Annotated in this window: 16 protein-coding genes; 12 read left to right on the top strand and 4 right to left on the bottom strand. The window is 71.8% G+C overall.

Going from position 1 to position 16,740, the window contains the following annotated elements:
• The first annotated feature begins 124 nt into the window (after positions 1–124).
• The 4 genes from ACR807_RS23430 to ACR807_RS23415 are packed head-to-tail and all read left to right on the top strand — an operon-like array spanning position 125 to position 4,805.
• The gene (locus ACR807_RS23430) at positions 125–667 is read left to right on the top strand and encodes a (2Fe-2S)-binding protein (protein ID WP_438923546.1); all 543 of its coding nucleotides are present in this window, start codon (positions 125–127) and stop codon (positions 665–667) included.
• The gene (locus ACR807_RS23425; protein WP_438923536.1) at positions 664–1,644 is read left to right on the top strand and encodes an FAD binding domain-containing protein; all 981 of its coding nucleotides are present in this window, start codon (positions 664–666) and stop codon (positions 1,642–1,644) included. The genes ACR807_RS23430 and ACR807_RS23425 overlap by 4 nt, the downstream gene beginning before the upstream one ends.
• Before the next feature lie 18 nt (positions 1,645–1,662).
• On the top strand, positions 1,663–3,795 hold the full coding sequence (locus ACR807_RS23420) for a xanthine dehydrogenase family protein molybdopterin-binding subunit (RefSeq protein WP_438923535.1): 2,133 nt from the start codon (positions 1,663–1,665) through the stop codon (positions 3,793–3,795).
• A 5-nt stretch (positions 3,796–3,800) separates the two neighbouring features.
• Positions 3,801–4,805, top strand: coding sequence for an XdhC family protein (locus ACR807_RS23415; protein ID WP_438923534.1), 1,005 nt, complete (start codon positions 3,801–3,803; stop codon positions 4,803–4,805).
• A 261-nt stretch (positions 4,806–5,066) separates the two neighbouring features.
• On the opposite strand, the gene ACR807_RS23410 is transcribed toward ACR807_RS23415, so the two are convergent.
• The gene (locus ACR807_RS23410) at positions 5,067–6,044 is read right to left on the bottom strand and encodes a hypothetical protein (protein ID WP_438923533.1); all 978 of its coding nucleotides are present in this window, start codon (positions 6,042–6,044) and stop codon (positions 5,067–5,069) included.
• Between the two features lie 290 nt (positions 6,045–6,334).
• Here ACR807_RS23410 and ACR807_RS23405 point away from each other — a divergent pair, with 290 nt between their 5' ends.
• The 7 genes from ACR807_RS23405 (at position 6,335) to ACR807_RS23375 (ending at position 12,628) form a co-directional block, all read left to right on the top strand.
• Positions 6,335–6,520, top strand: a complete 186-nt coding sequence (locus ACR807_RS23405; RefSeq protein ID WP_438923532.1) for a hypothetical protein — start codon at positions 6,335–6,337, stop codon at positions 6,518–6,520.
• A gap of 157 nt (positions 6,521–6,677) precedes the next feature.
• Complete coding sequence (locus tag ACR807_RS23400; protein ID WP_438923531.1) at positions 6,678–7,217, top strand: pyridoxamine 5'-phosphate oxidase family protein; 540 nt, start codon at positions 6,678–6,680, stop codon at positions 7,215–7,217.
• Positions 7,218–7,536: 319 nt separating this feature from the next.
• Positions 7,537–7,965 carry a hypothetical protein gene (locus ACR807_RS23395; RefSeq protein WP_438923530.1) on the top strand — a complete coding sequence of 143 codons (429 nt, stop codon included), beginning with the start codon at positions 7,537–7,539 and terminating at the stop codon, positions 7,963–7,965.
• A gap of 117 nt (positions 7,966–8,082) precedes the next feature.
• Complete coding sequence (locus ACR807_RS23390; RefSeq protein WP_438923529.1) at positions 8,083–8,553, top strand: MarR family winged helix-turn-helix transcriptional regulator; 471 nt, start codon at positions 8,083–8,085, stop codon at positions 8,551–8,553.
• 138 nt (positions 8,554–8,691) lie between these two features.
• A complete protein-coding gene (locus tag ACR807_RS23385; protein ID WP_438923528.1) occupies positions 8,692–10,050 on the top strand; it encodes an amidohydrolase family protein in 1,359 nt (452 codons plus the stop codon).
• A gap of 122 nt (positions 10,051–10,172) precedes the next feature.
• Positions 10,173–11,789: an MFS transporter gene (locus ACR807_RS23380; RefSeq protein WP_438923527.1), complete on the top strand. Its 1,617-nt coding sequence runs from the start codon at positions 10,173–10,175 to the stop codon at positions 11,787–11,789.
• Positions 11,714–12,628 carry a threonine ammonia-lyase gene (locus ACR807_RS23375; protein WP_438923545.1) on the top strand — a complete coding sequence of 305 codons (915 nt, stop codon included), beginning with the start codon at positions 11,714–11,716 and terminating at the stop codon, positions 12,626–12,628. Before ACR807_RS23380 ends, ACR807_RS23375 begins: the two co-directional genes overlap by 76 nt.
• Positions 12,629–12,829: 201 nt before the next feature.
• Here ACR807_RS23375 and ACR807_RS23370 read toward each other — a convergent pair whose 3' ends face one another.
• Complete coding sequence (locus ACR807_RS23370) at positions 12,830–13,711, bottom strand: LysR family transcriptional regulator (protein WP_438923526.1); 882 nt, start codon at positions 13,709–13,711, stop codon at positions 12,830–12,832.
• 351 nt (positions 13,712–14,062) lie between these two features.
• On the opposite strand from ACR807_RS23370, the gene ACR807_RS23365 reads away from it, so the two are divergent.
• Positions 14,063–14,983 carry an MBL fold metallo-hydrolase gene (locus ACR807_RS23365; protein ID WP_438923525.1) on the top strand — a complete coding sequence of 307 codons (921 nt, stop codon included), beginning with the start codon at positions 14,063–14,065 and terminating at the stop codon, positions 14,981–14,983.
• 202 nt (positions 14,984–15,185) lie between these two features.
• On the opposite strand, the gene ACR807_RS23360 is transcribed toward ACR807_RS23365, so the two are convergent.
• Both ACR807_RS23360 and ACR807_RS23355 read right to left on the bottom strand, forming a co-directional pair.
• On the bottom strand, positions 15,186–15,440 hold the full coding sequence (locus ACR807_RS23360) for a hypothetical protein (RefSeq protein WP_438923524.1): 255 nt from the start codon (positions 15,438–15,440) through the stop codon (positions 15,186–15,188).
• Between the two features lie 1,045 nt (positions 15,441–16,485).
• Positions 16,486–16,740 (bottom strand): hypothetical protein, encoded by a 255-nt coding sequence (locus ACR807_RS23355; protein ID WP_438923523.1) that lies wholly within the window; start codon positions 16,738–16,740, stop codon positions 16,486–16,488.

The following is a 16,740-nucleotide window of genomic DNA, read 5'->3' as shown; positions in this document are numbered from 1 at the left end:
GCCGCAGCCGCGGCGATCTCGGCGCGGCCGGATCCAGCGTGTCCCGGGCGAGAGTTCGCGGACATCAGGCTCCTCTCGGGCCTCGCCTGTTGTCCTGATCGGGCCAGAAGAAGGGAAGAGCGCGATGGCGAACGACGCTCGAAGTGAGATATCGCTGCACGTCAACGGAACCACGCACCGGTTCACCGTGGACAACCGCCGAACGCTGCTTGACGCGTTGCGGGAGGACACGCGGCACACCGGTCCGAAGAAGGGGTGTGACTTCGGCCAGTGCGGTGCGTGCACGGTGCTGGTGAACGGCAGGCGCGTGGTGTCGTGCCTGACGCTCGCGGTCGCCGCGGAGGGGGCTGAGGTCACCACGGTCGAAGGGCTCGCCGTGAACGACGAGCTGCGGCCGGTCCAGGAGGCGTTCGTGCGGCTCGACGGGCTCCAGTGCGGGTTCTGCACTCCCGGGCAACTGTGCTCGGCCGTCGGGGTGCTGGCCGAGCACGCGGCGGGATGGCCGAGCGCCGTTACCCCCGACCTCTCACCTGACCAGCCGCACCGCCCCCTCGACGCCGATGAGGTGCGCGAGCGGATGAGCGGGAACCTGTGCCGCTGCGGCGCTTACCCGTCGATCGTGCGCGCCGTTCTCGAGGCCGCCGAACGTGAAGAGGTGAACAGGTGAAGGAGTTCGCCTACAGCCGCGCGACCACGGTCCACGATGCGCTGGCCTCCGCGGTGGGACAGGGGAACACCCGGTTCCTGGCGGGCGGCACGAACCTCGTCGACCTGATGAAGCGCGGTGTCGAGGTACCCGATCGCCTGGTCGACGTGCGCGCCCTGCCGCTCGCGGGGGTCCACGAGGCCCGCAACGGTGACCTGGTGATCGGTGCGACGACGACGAACAGCGACGTCGCCGCTCATCCCGAGATCCGGCGCCGCTACCCGGCACTGTCCCAGGCGGTGCTGGCCGGCGCGTCCGGGCAGCTGCGCAACATGGCGACGGTAGCGGGAAACCTGTTGCAGCGCACCAGGTGTGCGTATTTCGCCGACCTGTCGTCGGCGTGCAACAAGCGGGTGCCCGGCAGTGGCTGCGCCGCACTGGCCGGCGTGCACCACAACCACGCCGTCCTCGGCGCGTCACCGGCCTGCGTCGCCACGAGCCCGTCGGACATGGCGGTGGCGATGATGCTGTTCGACGCGGTCGTGCACCACGAGACGCTGGACGGCGAAGGGGAGATCCCGCTCTCGCGGTTCTACCGCCCGGTCGGCGACACGCCGCACCTGGAGACGACGCTCCCCGACGGCGCCCTGATCACCTCCGTGACGCTTCCCGGCGTCGCCGCGGGAGAACGGTCGCGGTACCGCAAGGTCCGCGAACGCTCGTCCTACGCCTTCGCCACCCTGTCCGTCGCCGCCGATCTCGTCGTGCGCTCGGGCCAGGTGCGCGAGGTGCGCATCGCGCTGGGCGGCGTCGCCTCGCACCCGTGGCGAGCGAGGATCGCCGAGGAGGAACTGCACGGTGGACCGGCCACCCCCGAGCGGTTCCGCGCCGCGGCCGAGGCGGAGCTCGGTGCGGCAGAACCGCTGCCGCACAACGAGTACAAGCTCAGGCTGGCACGCAACCTCATCCAGTCCGTACTGACCGAGATCCTCCACTGACCGGATGGGAGCGACAAGGTGAACCCACACCACCAGGTGCTCGACAGCACGGGTGCCGAGATTTCCGAGTCGTCCGCGCCCGCGATCGGCACGCCGCGCACCAGGGTCGAAGGCCGCGACAAGGTGAGCGGCAAGGCGCGCTACGCCGGCGACATCCCGATCGACCGGCTCGCTCACGGCGCGGTTGTCACCGCGACGATCGCCGGCGGTCGTGTCGCAGCCGTCGACATCAGCGCGACACTCGCGTCACCCGGTGTGATCGGTGTGATCGACCACCGCAACGCGCCGCGGGTCGACCCGAGGGCCGGCTCGCCCTTCTTCGGTCCGGACGGCCAGTTGCAGCTGCTGCAGGACGACCGGATCACCCACGGTGGCTGGCCGGTCGCGCTCGTCGTGGCGGAGACCCACGAGCAGGCCCGTGCCGGGGCCGAGCGGCTGCGCGTGTCCTACGCGGAAGAGCCGCACGACATCGCGTTCTCCGCGGGTCACCCGGCGGCGCGGCCCGCACTGCCCGCGTTCGGCCCGGACGCGGACAAGGGCGATCTGGACGCCGAGCTGGCCGCGTCCGCGGTGGTGGTGGACGAGAGCTACACCACGCCCGCCCAGCACGCCTGTGCGATGGAACCGCACGTGGCGACGGCCTGGCTGGAAGGCGCTGTGCTGCGCGCGATCGACTCGAACCAGGCGCCGTACGGCATCGCGGCGCAGCTCGCGACGCTGTTCGGCAAGCCGCTGTCCGACGTTCGCGTCCAGGCCGAGCAGGTCGGCGGCGGCTTCGGGTCGAAGACAGGGCTCGGTCCGCAACTGATCCTCGCGACAATGGCCACCATGCTCTTCCACCGCCCGGTGCGCGTCACCTTGACGAGGGAGGAGGTGTTCCTGGCGACGTCCGCGCGCCCGCGCACCGACCAGCGCGTGCGGCTGGGCGCCGACCGCGACGGCAGGCTGCGGGCGATCGGCCACGAGGCCGCCTTCGAGATCTCCGGCAGGTCCGAGTTCATCGAGAACTGCGTGGAGATCGCCAAGACCCTCTACGCCGCCAACGCGATCCGCACCAGGCTCAACGTGGTGCCGCTGAACATCCTGCCGGTCGCCTCGGTGCGCGCGCCCGGGACCGCGCCGGGGTCCTTCGCGCTGGAGTCCGCGATGGACGAGCTGGCGGAGCGGCTGGACATGGACCCGCTGGAACTGCGGCGACGCAACGAACCGGAGGTCGGGCCGGTGTCCGGCCTGCCGTTCACCAGCCGGAACTTCCAGCTCTGCCTGTCCGAGGGCGCGCGCCGGTTCGGGTGGACCGGCCGGGACCACCGGCCGCGCCGTCGTGGGGAAGGCCACCTGCTGATCGGTACCGGCATGGCCGGCACGTCGTTCCTCACCACCGCCTTCCCGTCGTCGGCGACGATCACCGCCGAGCAGGACGGCACGTTCACCGTGGCCATCGCGGCGATCGACATCGGCACGGGCGCGCGCACGGCGTTGCAGGCGATCGCCGCCGACGCGCTCCGCGTCGGCTGGGACAGGATCCGGCTGAGGATCGGCGACAGTGCCATCGGCCCGGCGTGGCAGGCCGGTGGATCGCTGGGCACGACCTCGTGGGGCTGGGCGATCGTCGCGGCGGCGAGGGAGCTGCTCGAGCAGCTCGAGCCGGGGCCCGCGCTGCCGGTGTCCGTCACTTCCGACACCACCGAGGAGATCATGTCGCGGCCGCACCGTGAACGGCACTCCTACAGCGCCGTGTTCGCCGAGGTGGCCGTCGACCCCGCCACCGGAGAGGTGCGGGTGCGCAGGCTGGTCGGGCGGTTCGCGGTCGGGCGCGTGGTGAACCCGCTGATGGTCCGCAGCCAGCTCACCGGCGGCATGGTCATGGGCCTGTCCATCGCGCTGCAGGAGGAGGTCGTGCGCGACGAGGTCAGCGGCAGGCAGGTGAACGCGGACTTCGCCGGCTACCACTTCGCGGCGAACGCGGACGTGCCGTTCATCGACGCCGACTTCGTCGAGGACCACGAGCCCGACGACCCGCTCGGGATGAAGGGGCCGGGCGAGATCGGCACGGTGGCCGTCGCCGCGGCCATCGCGAACGCCGTCTGGCACGCCACCGGCAAACGCCACCGGGAGCTGCCGATCCGGCTCGACCGCGTCATCGAGGACTGACAGCCGTGCTGCGGGAGGTTTGGCCGTTCGCACAGGTCAAGTACGACGCGGGTCAGGAGGTCGTACTGGCCCGCCTGGTGGGTCGCGACGGCACGGGTGCCCGGCCCCTGGGCGCCACGATGGCGATCGCCGAGGACGGCACGTGGCGCGGCTCGGTATCGGGCGGTTGCGTCGAGGGCATCGTCCTCGACGCGGCGCGCGCCGTGCTCGACGGCGCCGCGCCCCGGGTGGCGACGGTCTCCCCGACCGCGCACCTGATGCCGTGGGAGGAAACCCCGGCGTGCGCGGGTCAGCTCCGGGTGCTGCTCACCCGCGCCCCCGACGCCCCGGTGCGGGCCGCGATCACCTCCGCACTGGCGGATGACCGGCTGCTGGCGGTGCGCATCGAGCTCGAACCGCCGTACTCGTGGTCGGTGGCGACCACCGCCGCGTGGCCGCCGTCCGGTGATGGCGGGTCCGCGTTCGTGGAGGAGTTGAGGCCGCGCAGCACGCTCGTCCTGGTCGGCGCCACCGACCTCGCCGCAACCACGGCGAGGATGGCGGAACCCCTGCACCGCAGAGTGGTCGTCCTGGACCCGCGCCCCGAACACGTGACGTCCGGAGCGTTTCCCGCCACCTGCGAGGTCGTTCGCGCGTGGCCGGACGAGTGGATCGTCGGCAACCGGCTCCGGGCCGAGGACGCCGTCGTCACCTTGACGCACGACCCCCGCATCGACGACCGCGCCATCCGCGCGGCGCTGGAGAGCGGAGCGGGGCACGTCGCCGCGCTGGGCAGTCGGACCACCCATGCCCAGCGGCTGCGACGATTGGCCGGCACCCCCGGTCTGAACCGCCTGAGCGGCCCGGCGGGCCTCGACCTCGGCGGGGCGTCACTCGCCGAGACCGCCCTGTCGATCCTCGCCGAGGTGGTGGCGGTGGGCAACGCGCGATCCGGGCAGCGGCTGCGCGAGGTCGACACGCAGATCAGGGCGATGGTGTCCGCGTCGTGCTCAGGACCTGCTGTGTCCTGAACACGAAGGGCAACCGCAGGTCACTGATCCTCCTCTGGTCGTACGGAGTCGGTTACTGGGTGATCACTCGTCTCGGCAGCCCGGAGGACCGCCCGCGATGCGCAAGCGGTACCCACCCGGGTTCCGGCGCGAGGTCCTCGATCTGGTCGCGTCCGGCCGCCGTGTCGCCCTGTGGGGTTCCAGAGTTCGTGACCTGCGGTTGGGCTGCCGTGGTGCGCTCCCGGACCGCCCGCGGCGTTCGGAACCGGTCGTGCCGAAGGGCTACTTGCGCTCCTCAGGGGCCGTTTCCTTGTTCTGGGCGTACTCGGTCTGCACCACGCCTTCCTGCGACGCCATCTCCACCAGCAACTCCAGGGGGTAACCGGCGATCTCCTCGGGCTTGATGTCACAAGCGGTCGCGGCGGCGTGCACCCAGCCCACCGGGACGTCGTTGGTGGCCGCGTAGTCAACGAACGCAGCGTCGTAGACCTCCGCCTTCACCTTCGGCAGGTCCAGTGCCGGCTTGTCCTTCTTCCCGGTTGCGGTCGTCGGCAGCGCTTCACCGGTCACGACCGCTCTCAGCACCCGTTCGAGTTCGTCCAGAACGTTCTGATCGTCCGCCGACGAGCCCTTGCGGATCACAGTGAGGTCGCTCTGGAACTTGAACCCGCGTTTGTGCTGCGAGCCCGGGGCCGGGGACACCGTCGCCTGAGCCGAGGTGATGTAGCCGTCTTCGAGGAAGCAGTGGATGTGGGGGTATTCGACGCTGCCGTCCGCTCCCCAGATGTAGCGGTCCCGCACCGGCGAATTCCAGGTGCGCCGGTCGTACCCGACGCCTGGAGGCAGTACCTGCGGCAACTGGATGTCCAGCTCCTGCGTGACCGGGATGCTCGCGAGCCTGCGCAGTTTCCGCAGCGCGGTGGTGAACTCGGTGCGCTTGAGCGTGGACGACGGGTCGACGTCCCTCAGGATCACGGCGGCCAGGGCGTTGATCTCCTCGCCGGTGAGGTCGACCGCCTGGCCCTGCGAGGTCGGGAAGATCTCGCCGTTGCGCTTCTCCCACGCGTACCCGCCACACTTGAACAACGCCCGCGGCGCCGCGGCGGCGGCTGTGGCCAGTTCGTTCCACTGCCGAAAATCTTCCAGCAGGACGACGTGCGTGCCGACCGAGGTGCCAACCTTCTTCACGAACCGGTAGCGGTGGATGAAGTGGTAGTCGTTTAAGTGGTATTCCTGGCCGTCCGCGCTGCGGATCTTCATCTGCTGAACCCTTCACCTTGACATGCGGCGCATGTCGAGGTGAAGGGTATCAATCGTCACCGCCCGGAGGGCGAGCCAGAGGGCTGTGCCTGTCGAAACCTCATCCACGCTGGTCAGGCAGCATGACGATATTCGTTGAGGCGTCCCCCGGTCGTTGTCGTCGGCGAACGTCAAGGGGGTGACGGCTGTTTGACCGGCGGCCGGCTGTGGCAGCGGTTGTAGCGGTCGGGGACGATGATGCCTTGATGCGGCCTGTGGGTGTTGCAGAACTTCTCGTACTCGCATGGGGCGTGGAGCAGGTATCGCTGGTTCCGGATGAGGGTGCGGTCGAGGAGTGCGCGTCGGCAGTTGCGGATCCTGTGGGGTTCCAGAAGTCGGCCATGCCATCTGAACTGCGCTTCACGCTGCTGTGGTTCGTACTCGTTGGTCAAGCCGCCGAGGACTGGTCGGCGGCGTATCGGGGCGTTGCCCATTGATGATGAGCAGTCGGTCGTGACTTCGCGCCTGACGGTGCCGACTCGCCTTCGCCGGCGACATCCTCGGGACCGGCACCCACCTCCTACCGACTCGCCCACGCCCGGTCGGCGACTGCACCGAGCCGACACTGTCGGTGGGAGTTGGTTGACTGGCCGGGTGTTCGAAACCCCTGACGAGATCCGCAGCCTCCAGGTCCTGCTCGACACGTCCCTGGCCGGCTCCGGCAGCCACCTCAAATCCATCATCCGGCCAGGTGACAGCACCTTGAATGCCGAGCAGGTCGTCCGGGTCTGCCGCGGCATGTGCACCCTGGCCGTCGCCACGGTCACCCGGCGCGGCGAGCCGCGCATCAGCGGCGTCGACGGGCACTTCCTGCACGGCCGCTGGATCTTCGGCACCCACCGCCAGGCCGCCAAAGCCCGTCATCTCGCGGCACGGCCCGGCATCAGCGCGACCTTCCTGTGCGGCGAGCAGCTCGGCATCTTCACGCACGGACACGCCGTCCCGCTCAACCCCGAGGGGACGAGCGGCGACCCGACCTGGCCGGCCGTCCGCGACCACCTCGTCAACCACTACGACGGCGACGGCGACGACCCGTTCTGGGACGAGAACGTCTGGTACCGCATCGACCCCAGCTGGATGGTCGCCTACAGCACCGACCCCGCCGGGCTGCTCGACCGACAACCGCCGGCCTGAGACCGCGAGTACGCACAGGCGGGCGCCGTTTGCGGAACACGAGCTCCCCGCGGTCATCCCGAGCCCTTGTCCTGATCGCGCTCCTCACCTGTGTGGACGGGTTTGGTGAACGCCCTGCTGTCGTTCGCCGAGGTGACGACGCGGTTGTCCTGCAGGCGGTGCGAGTTCACGCGGCGTGGTGAGCACGGCCCGTTCGGGCAGGTCGAGGTCCGCTGCTGCCGGCCGGGCATGATTGTCCGCGGTGGTGGGCGCTGTCGTCCGCCACGACGGGCGCGCCGTTGACCCGGTCGTCGTCGCGTGAGCAGCGGAGTGGAGTCGGATGGAGAAGTCCCGAGGCTGGTGGGCGAGCCTGCTCGCGGTCGTCGCGACCGGTGTCCAGGCGGCGTCCGCCCTGCTGCTGTTCGGCGGTCCGCCCGGTGGGGTCACCAGGTTCGACCAGGCCGCCCTGGGTGTGCTGGTCGTGTTGAGCCTGCCGGTCAACCTGGCCGCGCTCGTGCCGATGGTGCGCCGGGTGCGGCGCCGGGCCGCCCCGGGTGTGGCGGTCTTGGTCTTCTGCGCCGTGTTCCTGCTCTGGCACGGCTTCGCGCTGGGCGCGCTGGCGGGGTGGTGGGCGGCCGGCTTCGCGGGCGCGCTCCACCTCGCGTCCAGCGTGCCGATCTCGTTCGGCTACCAGGTGGTGCTGTGCGGTGCCTTCGCCGCGGTCCTCGCCCTGGGCGTGCCGAGGCGGGGTCGCGCCGAGGGGTCGTGAGCCGCTTCCGCACGACTCCGTGGTCGACGGCTGCGGCTTGGGACAACCTCACCACGCGCGGTTGTATGCGTGACGTCGAGCATGTGTGTTTTGTCCACGATGTTCTAGAGTCGGCACGTGACGAACGACGACCAGTCCCGAGACGCTGCGGATGCCGACCTGTTGGACTTGATCGGTCCCGCGTTCGCACGGCTGCGCAGGCGTACGACGCAGGTGGCCGTCGATCCGCCGGTCGAGCGCAAGGACCTGAACCGGAACCTGGTGCTGAACGTCATCGACGAGGCCGAGGGGGAGATCGGCGTCGGGGACGTGGCGGACGTCCTGGGCGTCGACCCCTCCGTGGCCAGCAGGATGGTCGCCGACTGCATCTCCCACGGTTACGTCCTGCGCCTGCCCTCGCAGGTGGACGGCCGCCGGGCGGTGCTCCAGCTCACCGAGACGGGGCTCGGCCTTCGGGACCGCTTCCGCTCGCAGCAGCGCCAGGCGTTCGAGCACATCACCCGTGACTGGCCCGAGGCCGAGCGCCGGGAGCTCGCGCGGTTGATCATCAAGTACGTCGACTCGGCGGCCGAGGCGATCAAGGGGTGAGTGCGCCCCGGTGCGCCGGGGCCGTTGGCTGAGGGTTCTCTCAGGAAGGGCACACCGTACGAGCAAATGTGTGTAAGTTGCACATGTAAGCAACATGCATATGTCTGATCGTCGCTCATCCTGAACGGAGATGCCCCGATGTGTCCTGTCACTCGTCGTGCCCTGCTGGGGTCGGTCGGTGCCGCCGCGGTGGCGGCCGGGTCGTCGGCCCTGGTCACCGCGTGCTCCACCGGCGGTCCGGAGCAACCGTCCTCCGGGCTGACCGCCATCACCAACGCACGGGTCTTCGACGGCGAGCGGGTGCTCGACCAGCACACCGTCCTGATCGAGGGCGGGTCCGTGGTCGGCATCACCGGGGATGCGCCGTCGAACGCCCGGGTCGTCGACGCCCTCGGCGCCACGTTGCTGCCCGGGCTGATCGACGCGCACGTGCACACCTCCGAGGACGGCCTGCGCAACGCGCTGCTATTCGGTGTCACCACCGAGCTGGAGATGCAGGGCGGGTTCGACGCGAAAGGGCGGGAGTCCATCGCGGACCGCGACGACCTGGCCGACGTCCGGTCCGCGGGGTTCGGCCTGACCGCGCCGGGGGGTCACCCCAGCGAGCTGGTGCCCGACGGCCCGCCGCCCGGGGCCGAGGGTGCGGGGGAGGGGCCGCCCGAGGGCGGGTCCGGGCCCAACCCCGCCGAGTCCGAGGTCACGACCCCCGAACAGGCCGTCGCCGCCGTTCGCCTGCGGGTCGGGGGCGGCTCGGACTTCATCAAGATCATGATCGAGGACGGGCACGTCCTGGGTGCGCCGAACCTGCCGGTGATGAGCGACGAGACGATCAGGGCCGCGGTGCTGGAGGCGCGGCGGCTCGGCAAGTTGGCCGTCGCGCACACGTTGACCGTCGCGGCGACCGAGCAGGCCATCGCGGCGGGCATGAGCGGTCTCGCCCACCTGTTCATCGACCGCCCGCACACGCCCGAACTCGTCGAGGGCATCGTGCGTTCCGGGGTGTTCATCACGCCGTGCCTGTGCCTCAACGCCTCGATCATGGGCCGGACCGGCGCCGAACTCGCGGCCGACGAACGGGTGGGGCCCAGGCTGAGCCCCGAGTGGCGCGACACCCTCAACGGCAGTCTCGACAGGTACCCGGAGGGCGACTTCGACGCGGTCCTCGCGACGGTCGGGGCGTTGCACGCCGCCGGGGTGGACCTCCTGGTGGGCACCGACGTGTCCGTGGCGTGGCCGGAACTGGGCGGGATGGCGCACGGCGCGAGCGTCCACCACGAGATGCAACTGCTGGTGAAAGCAGGTCTCAGCCCCGTCGCGGCGCTGCGTGCGGCGACCTCCGTGCCGGCGCGCCGGTTCGGCCTGTCCGACCGGGGCCGCATCGTCCAGGGGGCTCGTGCGGACCTGCTGCTGGTCGACGGTGACCCGACGAGGAACATCGGCGACTCCCTGTCGATCAGGGAAGTGTGGCGGCGGGGCGTCCGGCAGGCCAGGGCGTAGCACCGGGCGCCACGCCCGCGATCGTGCCTCCGCGACGCGTGGTGCGCGCTCGCGGTCGTGGACGGCCGTGCCGAGTGCGTTCGTCGCCGGCGCAGCACCAAGCGGTTGCTCCCGAAGAACCCGTGACAACGCCACCGAGGGCGCTCATCGCCGTGCCGGCCCTCGCGGGGACCACGGTGTCGTTGCAGCAGACCTTCGTCATCCCCTTGCCCCCGCACCTGCCGGCGCTGCTGCGCACGACCCCCGGCGAAGCCTCGTGGGCCGTGACGGCCACGTTGGTCGCGGGGGCGGTGTCCATCCCGATCGCAGGCCGGCTCGCCGACGTGCAGGGCAAGCGACGCGTCCTGCTGTGCTGCCTCTCCTTGCTGGTCACGGGTTCCGCGGTGACGGCGCTCAGCACCTCGCTGGGCTGGTTCGTCACCGGTCGCGCCCTGGAGGGCACCGCCGCCGGTGTGGTGTCCCTGGGCATCAGCCTGCTCCGCGACCACCTGCCGGCGCGCCGGCTGGCCTCCGCGACGTCGGTGATGGGCACGTCGCTCGGCGTCGGGGCGTCACCGGGCATCCCGCTGTCGGCGTTGCTCGCGCAGTGCACCGACTGGCGGGTCCTGTTCTGGACCGCGGGCGGGCCGGCCGCCGCGGTGGGTGTCCTCGTCCTGCTCGTCGTGCCCCGCGCGTCGCGGCCGCGGGACGGCCGGTTCGACCCGCTGGGGGCGTTGCTGCTCTCGGGAGCGCTGGTCTGCCTCCTCCTCGCCGTCTCCCGCGGCGGTGGATGGGGGTGGACGAGCGGCCTCACCCTCGGGTCGTTCGCGGGCGCTGCCGCGCTGCTGGTCCTGTTCGGCGCGTGGGAGCTGCGCACCCCGCAACCGTTGATCGACCTGCGGGTGAGCCGCCGGCCGCAGGTCCTGCTCACCAACACCGCCTCGGTGGCCTTCGGCTTCGCCGTGCTGACGAACTCGCTGGTGTTCACCCAGCTCCTGCAGGTGCCCGCGACGGCGGGGTACGGGTTCGGCGAGTCGATGCTCGTCGCCGGCCTCCTGCAGGCGCCGGGCGGGGTGTGCATGATCGCCACGTCACCGGTGTCGGCCAGGATGACCACCCGCTTCGGGCCGAAGGTGGCGCTCGTGGCCGGTGCCCTGGTCCTCGCGTGCAGCTACGGCTTCGCGGCGCTGTGGCACGCCCGGCTCTGGCAGTTGCTCGTCCGCACCGCCCTCGTCGGGGCCGGCACCGGGCTCGCCCACGGGGCGATGCCCTCGCTCGTCATGGACGCGGTCCCCGCCGGTCAGACCGCGGCGGCCAACGGCCTGAACAACCTCTGCCGGTCGTTGGGCACGTCCGCCGCCGGTGCCGTGACCGGACTGCTCCTCGCCGCCGGCACCACGACGGTGAGCGGGCGCGCGGTCCCGGACCCCGCCGCGTTCACCACCGTCCTGCTGGCCGGCGCGGCGGCGCTGCTCGCCCTGGTCGTCGCCGCCTTCATCCCGGGGCGTCCACGCGTCGCACGTGGCCGGGGGACGACGCGCGACGCCGTGCCCGGGCAGTGGGGAACCCCGCCGGGTCGCGCCGTTCCCGCACCTCGGCCCGCTCGACCGGCGTCGTCGGTGTGTATCGTCCCGGCGTGCTCAGGACGCGGCTCGACCTCGACCGGGTCCACGCGGCCCGCCGGGTGGTCGACCCGGTCTTCCTGGACACCCCCCTGGACCCGTGCGAGGCGCTGGGACGCCGTCTCGGCTGCGCGGTGAGCGTCAAGGTGGAGACGGCGAACCCCGTCCGCAGCTTCAAGGGGCGGGCGACCGAGTTGGTGACGAGCCTGCTGGGCGAGCAGGGACGGGCCGCCGTGGTGTGCGCCAGCGCCGGGAACCTCGGTCAGGCGCTCGCCTGGTCGGGTCGGCGGCGTGGTCTCGACGTGACGGTCGTGGCATCGCGGCACGCGTCCGTCGCCAAGCTGGACCGCATCCGTGCGCTGGGGGCGGAGCTGGAACTGGTGGACGGCGACATCGAAACGGCCCGCGAGCGGGCGGCGGGCATCGCGCGGGAGCGCGGCGTCCGGCTGCTGGAGGACAGCCTGGACGTCGAGACCTGCGAGGGCGCCGCGACGATCGGGCTGGAACTGGTGGACGCGCGGCCCGGGTTCGACACCGTCCTGATCGCCCTGGGCGGCGGTGCGATGGCCACCGGGATCGGCTACGTGCTCAAGAGCCTGGCCCCCGGCGTCGAGGTGATCTGCGTGCAGCCCGCGGGCGCGCCGGCGATGACCCGCTCCTGGCACGAGCGCCGCGTCGTGACCACCGGGCCGACCGACACCATCGCCGACGGCGTCGCCGGGCGGTACCCCGTTCCCGAGGTCCTGGACGACCTCCTCGTCGTGGCCGACGACGCGGTCCTCGTCCGGGAGTCGTCGATCATCGCGGGCATCCGGTTGCTCTGGGAGCACGCCGGTCTGGTCGTCGAGCCCTCGGCCGCGCTCGGTGTCGCCGCCGTGCTGGAGGACCGCGACCGCTTCCGCGACCGCCACGTCGTCACCGTCATCTGCGGCGGCAACGTCGACCCGCGCGCCCACGGGCGTTGGGTCCGCCGGTGACCCGTACCGGGGTTCAGCCGGACGAGTCCCGGGCCTGTACCCGCACCACGTGGTGCTCCACGAGGTGGGTGAGCGCGCCGGGGTCGCCGGCGATCTTCGGCACCGCCGCGGGCGCGGCCGGCTACCTGGTAGCGGCCCGCGCCGGACCGGTCGCCGTGCCGGGGCCCCGGTGGCCGACACCGAGGTGCGCTCAGACCAGGGTCAACCGCGGTTCTCCCGCGTGCGCCGCGCGACGGTTCTGGTGATGTCCACGAAACCGTGGACCAGTGCGCTTCGATCGCGGCGGCGCCAGGCGATGACGAGCGGGCTGGGGGCGACACCGTCCACCGGGACGACGGTGATGCCGGGGGCCTCGCTGATCGTGAGGGGGGCCAGACCGATCGCGTTCGACCAGAGAACCGCCTGGATGCACTCGCGGACGGTCCGCACGGTGGTGTCGGCGTCGTTCGCCGGGGTTCGACCGCCGGCCCAGTAGTCCCGCCAGTGCGGGTCGGCGGTGTCGGGGAGGCGGAACCAGCGCCGGTCCCGCAAGTCGTCCACGTGGACCCGGTCGAGGGACGCCAGCGGGTCGGTCGTGCGGACGACGACCCCGACGGGATCACGGCGGATCTCGGCGATCACCACCCCGGGGGCCTGGAACGGGCCGCGGGTGAGCGCCACGTCGACCTTGCCGAGGGCGACCCCCACGGTGGGATCGGTGAGGTCGCCCTCCACGATGCGGATCTCCACACCCGGGTGACGGGCGCGGAACAGGTCGATCAGGTCACGGCCCGCGCGGTCCACGCTGTCGGCCAGCGTCCCGATGGTGATGGTGCGCGCATCGGCCGCCCGCGACACCAGGGACGGCAGCGCCCCGACCCGGGCGAGCACCTCCCGTGCCTCCGGCAGCAGCGCGTGCCCCGCCTCGGTCAAGGTCATCCCGCGAACGGAACGCGTGAACAGCTCCGCGCCGAGATCACGTTCGAGCCGCTGGACCGCCCTGCTCAAAGGCGGCTGGGACATGTGCAACCGGGCCGCCGCCCGACCGACGTTCAGCTCCTCCGCCACCGCGACGAAGTAGCCGAGAACGCGCAGGTCCACCACTCCCGAACCATACCCCGACGGTATGGCTCCGCCGGATCGGGTGTTGGCCGCCCGACCCGCGGGCGGGGTCCAATCGAAGGGTGAGCCACGACGGGGAAACCCCGCACGACCGAACCGCCCGCGGCACAGCGGTCTGCGCCGAGACCTTCGGCGTCGGCACGAGCGAGCTGCCGGGCGTGTTCGAGGACCGCGTCGGCAGCCGGTTCGCCGAGGAGGCCATCCTCGGCGCGGGCGGCCCGGCCTCGAAGTCCTCACCGTTCTGCTGTCCCTGTACGTGGGCCAAGCGCGCACGTCGGTGGCGGCCGAGGAGATCCACCACTTCTTCCGCACCCCGGAAAGGCACGGCACCCCATGACCTACGCCCTGATCGGCGTGGCGCTCGCAGTCCTCGCCGCCTCGTTCCTCGCCGTCCGGTCGTTCCGGCCCGCGCCCCTGCCCGCACCGGCCCCGTGGACGGGCCCGCTGCCGGAGGCGTCGCCCCCGGAGGGCATGGCGCTCCACCAACTGCCGACCGGCACCTACCAGAACCGCGCCGCCCTGGCCTACCGCGGCGGCTCGTTCTCCGACCTGCGCGAGTTCGCCGCGACCGCCGTGCTGATCCAGCACCCTTCGGGCGACCTCCTCGTCGACGCCGGGTTCGGCGCGAACGTGGAGGCGCACATCGCCGCCATGCCGGCCTACCGCCGCACCCCGCACGAACTCGGCGCGACGGTCCGGGAGCAGCTGGGGAACTACGACCTGCGACGGTTGCGGGGCGTCGTCATCACCCACGCCCACTGGGACCACGTCAGCGGTCTGGACGAACTCGACGTGCCGATCTGGATGAACCCGGCGGAACAGCGCTACGTCGACCGCGCCAAGGACGCGACGGTCTTCCGCGACATCGCGAGCGGGCGCGAAATCCACCACTACACCTTCGACGGACCCCCGTACCTCGGTTTCCCCGGCAGCCACGACGTCCACGGCGACGGCTCGGTCGTCATCGTGGAGGCCGGTGGCCACACCGACGGGTCCGTCATCGTGTTCGTCACCCTCCCCGACGAGCGCCGCTTCGCCTTCATCGGCGACCTGACGTGGCAGTCGGAGGGCGTGACCCTGCGAGCCGAGCGCCCGAAGGTGCTCCGGGTGCTGGCGGACGTCCAGCCCGAGCGGGTGCGGGACGCCCTCCTGCGCGTCATCGCACTGGCCGACCGCGTGCACGTCGTCCCCGCCCACGACGTCCACGCCTACGACCCGATCCCGAAGTGGGTTCCGGCACCGGTGGCCGGGTGACCGCCCGGATCAGCGCCCACCCCCGGTCCGCGTGAGCCGCCCGGTGTGACGGCCGCCCGCCTGAAAGGTTCCGCGTGACCGTCCACCGGGTCGTGCCCCACACCGCCGGCGTGCTCCTGGTCGTCGCCGGACTGGTCAACGCGTTGACGCGCGCCGGCGGCGGTCCCGACCCACCACGAGGTCCCCGCCGGCCGGGCCCCGGTCAGGGGCGTAGTCGCACCGGGCCGAGGTCGATCGACAGGGGCAACACGACCAGGGCACCCACGACCAGGGCCGCGACCGTCACCAGGAGCACGATCGCGCGGGTGGTGGTCCCCCAGGTGCCGAGGACCTCGTGCAGGAATTCGACGAGAACCGGTTGTCGAACGCCGTCATGCGTCGCGGGGGTGTCCGTCTCCTCGTCGGGGGCGGCACGCGCGTCGCGTCGCGGCGCGAGGTGGCGGGGACGTGATTCCACGTGGTGCTCCTTCCGGGGGGTGGCGAGATGCCTGCCGACCTCGACGTGCCTGTCGTGGCAGTGGTTCGACGGCATCCCCTACCTATGAAGGATGCGTCGACGCGTGGATCGTGACGCGTTGTCGAACTGTGGAGCAGTTTTTTACGCCCACAGGCCTAACCTCGTCCTTTGCGGCACCCCTGATCGCTACTACCGGTGCCCGGGTGGGCCGAACGAGTCAATCGCCGCGCACGACCGGGGACGTTGATCCACTGTTGCGCGTGGTGGAACCCCGTTTTCCCAGGCCAGGTCGCCGGTCCAGGCGACCCGCGCGAGGGCCGGTTCCGGCCTCGCCCGCAGCCGGTACGACAGCGGGCCGAGTGCGACAGCGGGCCGAGTGCGACCGGGTCGATTCCCGGGACCGGTCGGTCGTGGCGCGGACTCGCGGTGCCCTTCGTGCCGTCGGCCCCGCGCCGGGGCCCGTCGGCACGGGGGTGGCGGTGCGGCCCTGAACCGCGACCTCGGGACAGCCGTGGACGACGTCGGCCACGGCTCGACGGCCGGTGGACTCGGGTCGGTCGGCTGTGGGGCGCGGGTGGTGGGGGACGGCGGGTCGTGGCGGTCGTGCGGCGGGCGTGGGCGAGTGCGTCCGCGGACGGTTCGGCGCCGTAGACCTGGCGCATCAGGGTGGTGAGGCGGTCGGCCCAGGCAGGAATGGCGATGTGGCGCCCGGGTTCGAACAGGGCGCGGACGCCGAGGAGCAGGAGTTCGTCGGTCGGGTGGTGCTCGACGAGGACGTGCAACTCCTGCAGCACCCGGTCGGCCCAGCTTTACGACCGTGCCTGTCCGCGGTAACCGGACACCGACGAGGACGGTGTCGAACGGTGTCGGGCACTTCTCGTCCCGGTCGCGGATCAGGAACCGCGCGGAGCTGCCCGCGTCGCAGGCCGGCAGAGCTTCGGCCAGTGGGCGGAGGGAGGTCGACCAGGTCGCCGTGGGGTGCGTCCGGGTGCCGCGACGCCGGGATCTCCCCGCCAGGCCGCGGGTTCGGGCGTCGTACCGCCGGCTACCTGCCGTCTCGTCGCAGGAACCGGTACAGCAGCCACAGCACCAGGGTGATCGGGGTGAGCAGCGCCGCGAACAGGATCGCTGCGAACACCCCGTAACCGTGCGGGTCGGTGGACAACCCGGTCACGCTGAGCAGCCCCACGCCGATGAGCAGGGCGATCAGGGCCACCGCGCAGCTGAACACGGCGAGGACGATGCGCCTCAGCGCTGTTCGCAGAGCGCTCTTGCGTGTGGTGCCGTCCGGTGCGTCCAT

This window comes from Saccharothrix sabaoui (assembly GCF_051756985.1).
Classification (GTDB): Bacteria; Actinomycetota; Actinomycetes; order Mycobacteriales; family Pseudonocardiaceae; genus Actinosynnema.
Note: the sequence above shows the minus strand (reverse complement) of the source record. Positions and strands in the feature narration are given on the sequence as shown.

Coding starts and splice junctions, on each gene's coding strand:
- ACR807_RS23410 (WP_438923533.1), bottom strand. CDS start 6,044: ATGAAGATCCGCAGCGCGGACGGCCAGGAATACCACTTAAACGACTAC.
- ACR807_RS23365 (WP_438923525.1), top strand. CDS start 14,063: ATGACCTACGCCCTGATCGGCGTGGCGCTCGCAGTCCTCGCCGCCTCG.
- ACR807_RS23395 (WP_438923530.1), top strand. CDS start 7,537: ATGGAGAAGTCCCGAGGCTGGTGGGCGAGCCTGCTCGCGGTCGTCGCG.
- ACR807_RS23355 (WP_438923523.1), bottom strand. CDS start 16,740: ATGGACGCACCGGACGGCACCACACGCAAGAGCGCTCTGCGAACAGCG.
- ACR807_RS23430 (WP_438923546.1), top strand. CDS start 125: ATGGCGAACGACGCTCGAAGTGAGATATCGCTGCACGTCAACGGAACC.
- ACR807_RS23385 (WP_438923528.1), top strand. CDS start 8,692: ATGTGTCCTGTCACTCGTCGTGCCCTGCTGGGGTCGGTCGGTGCCGCC.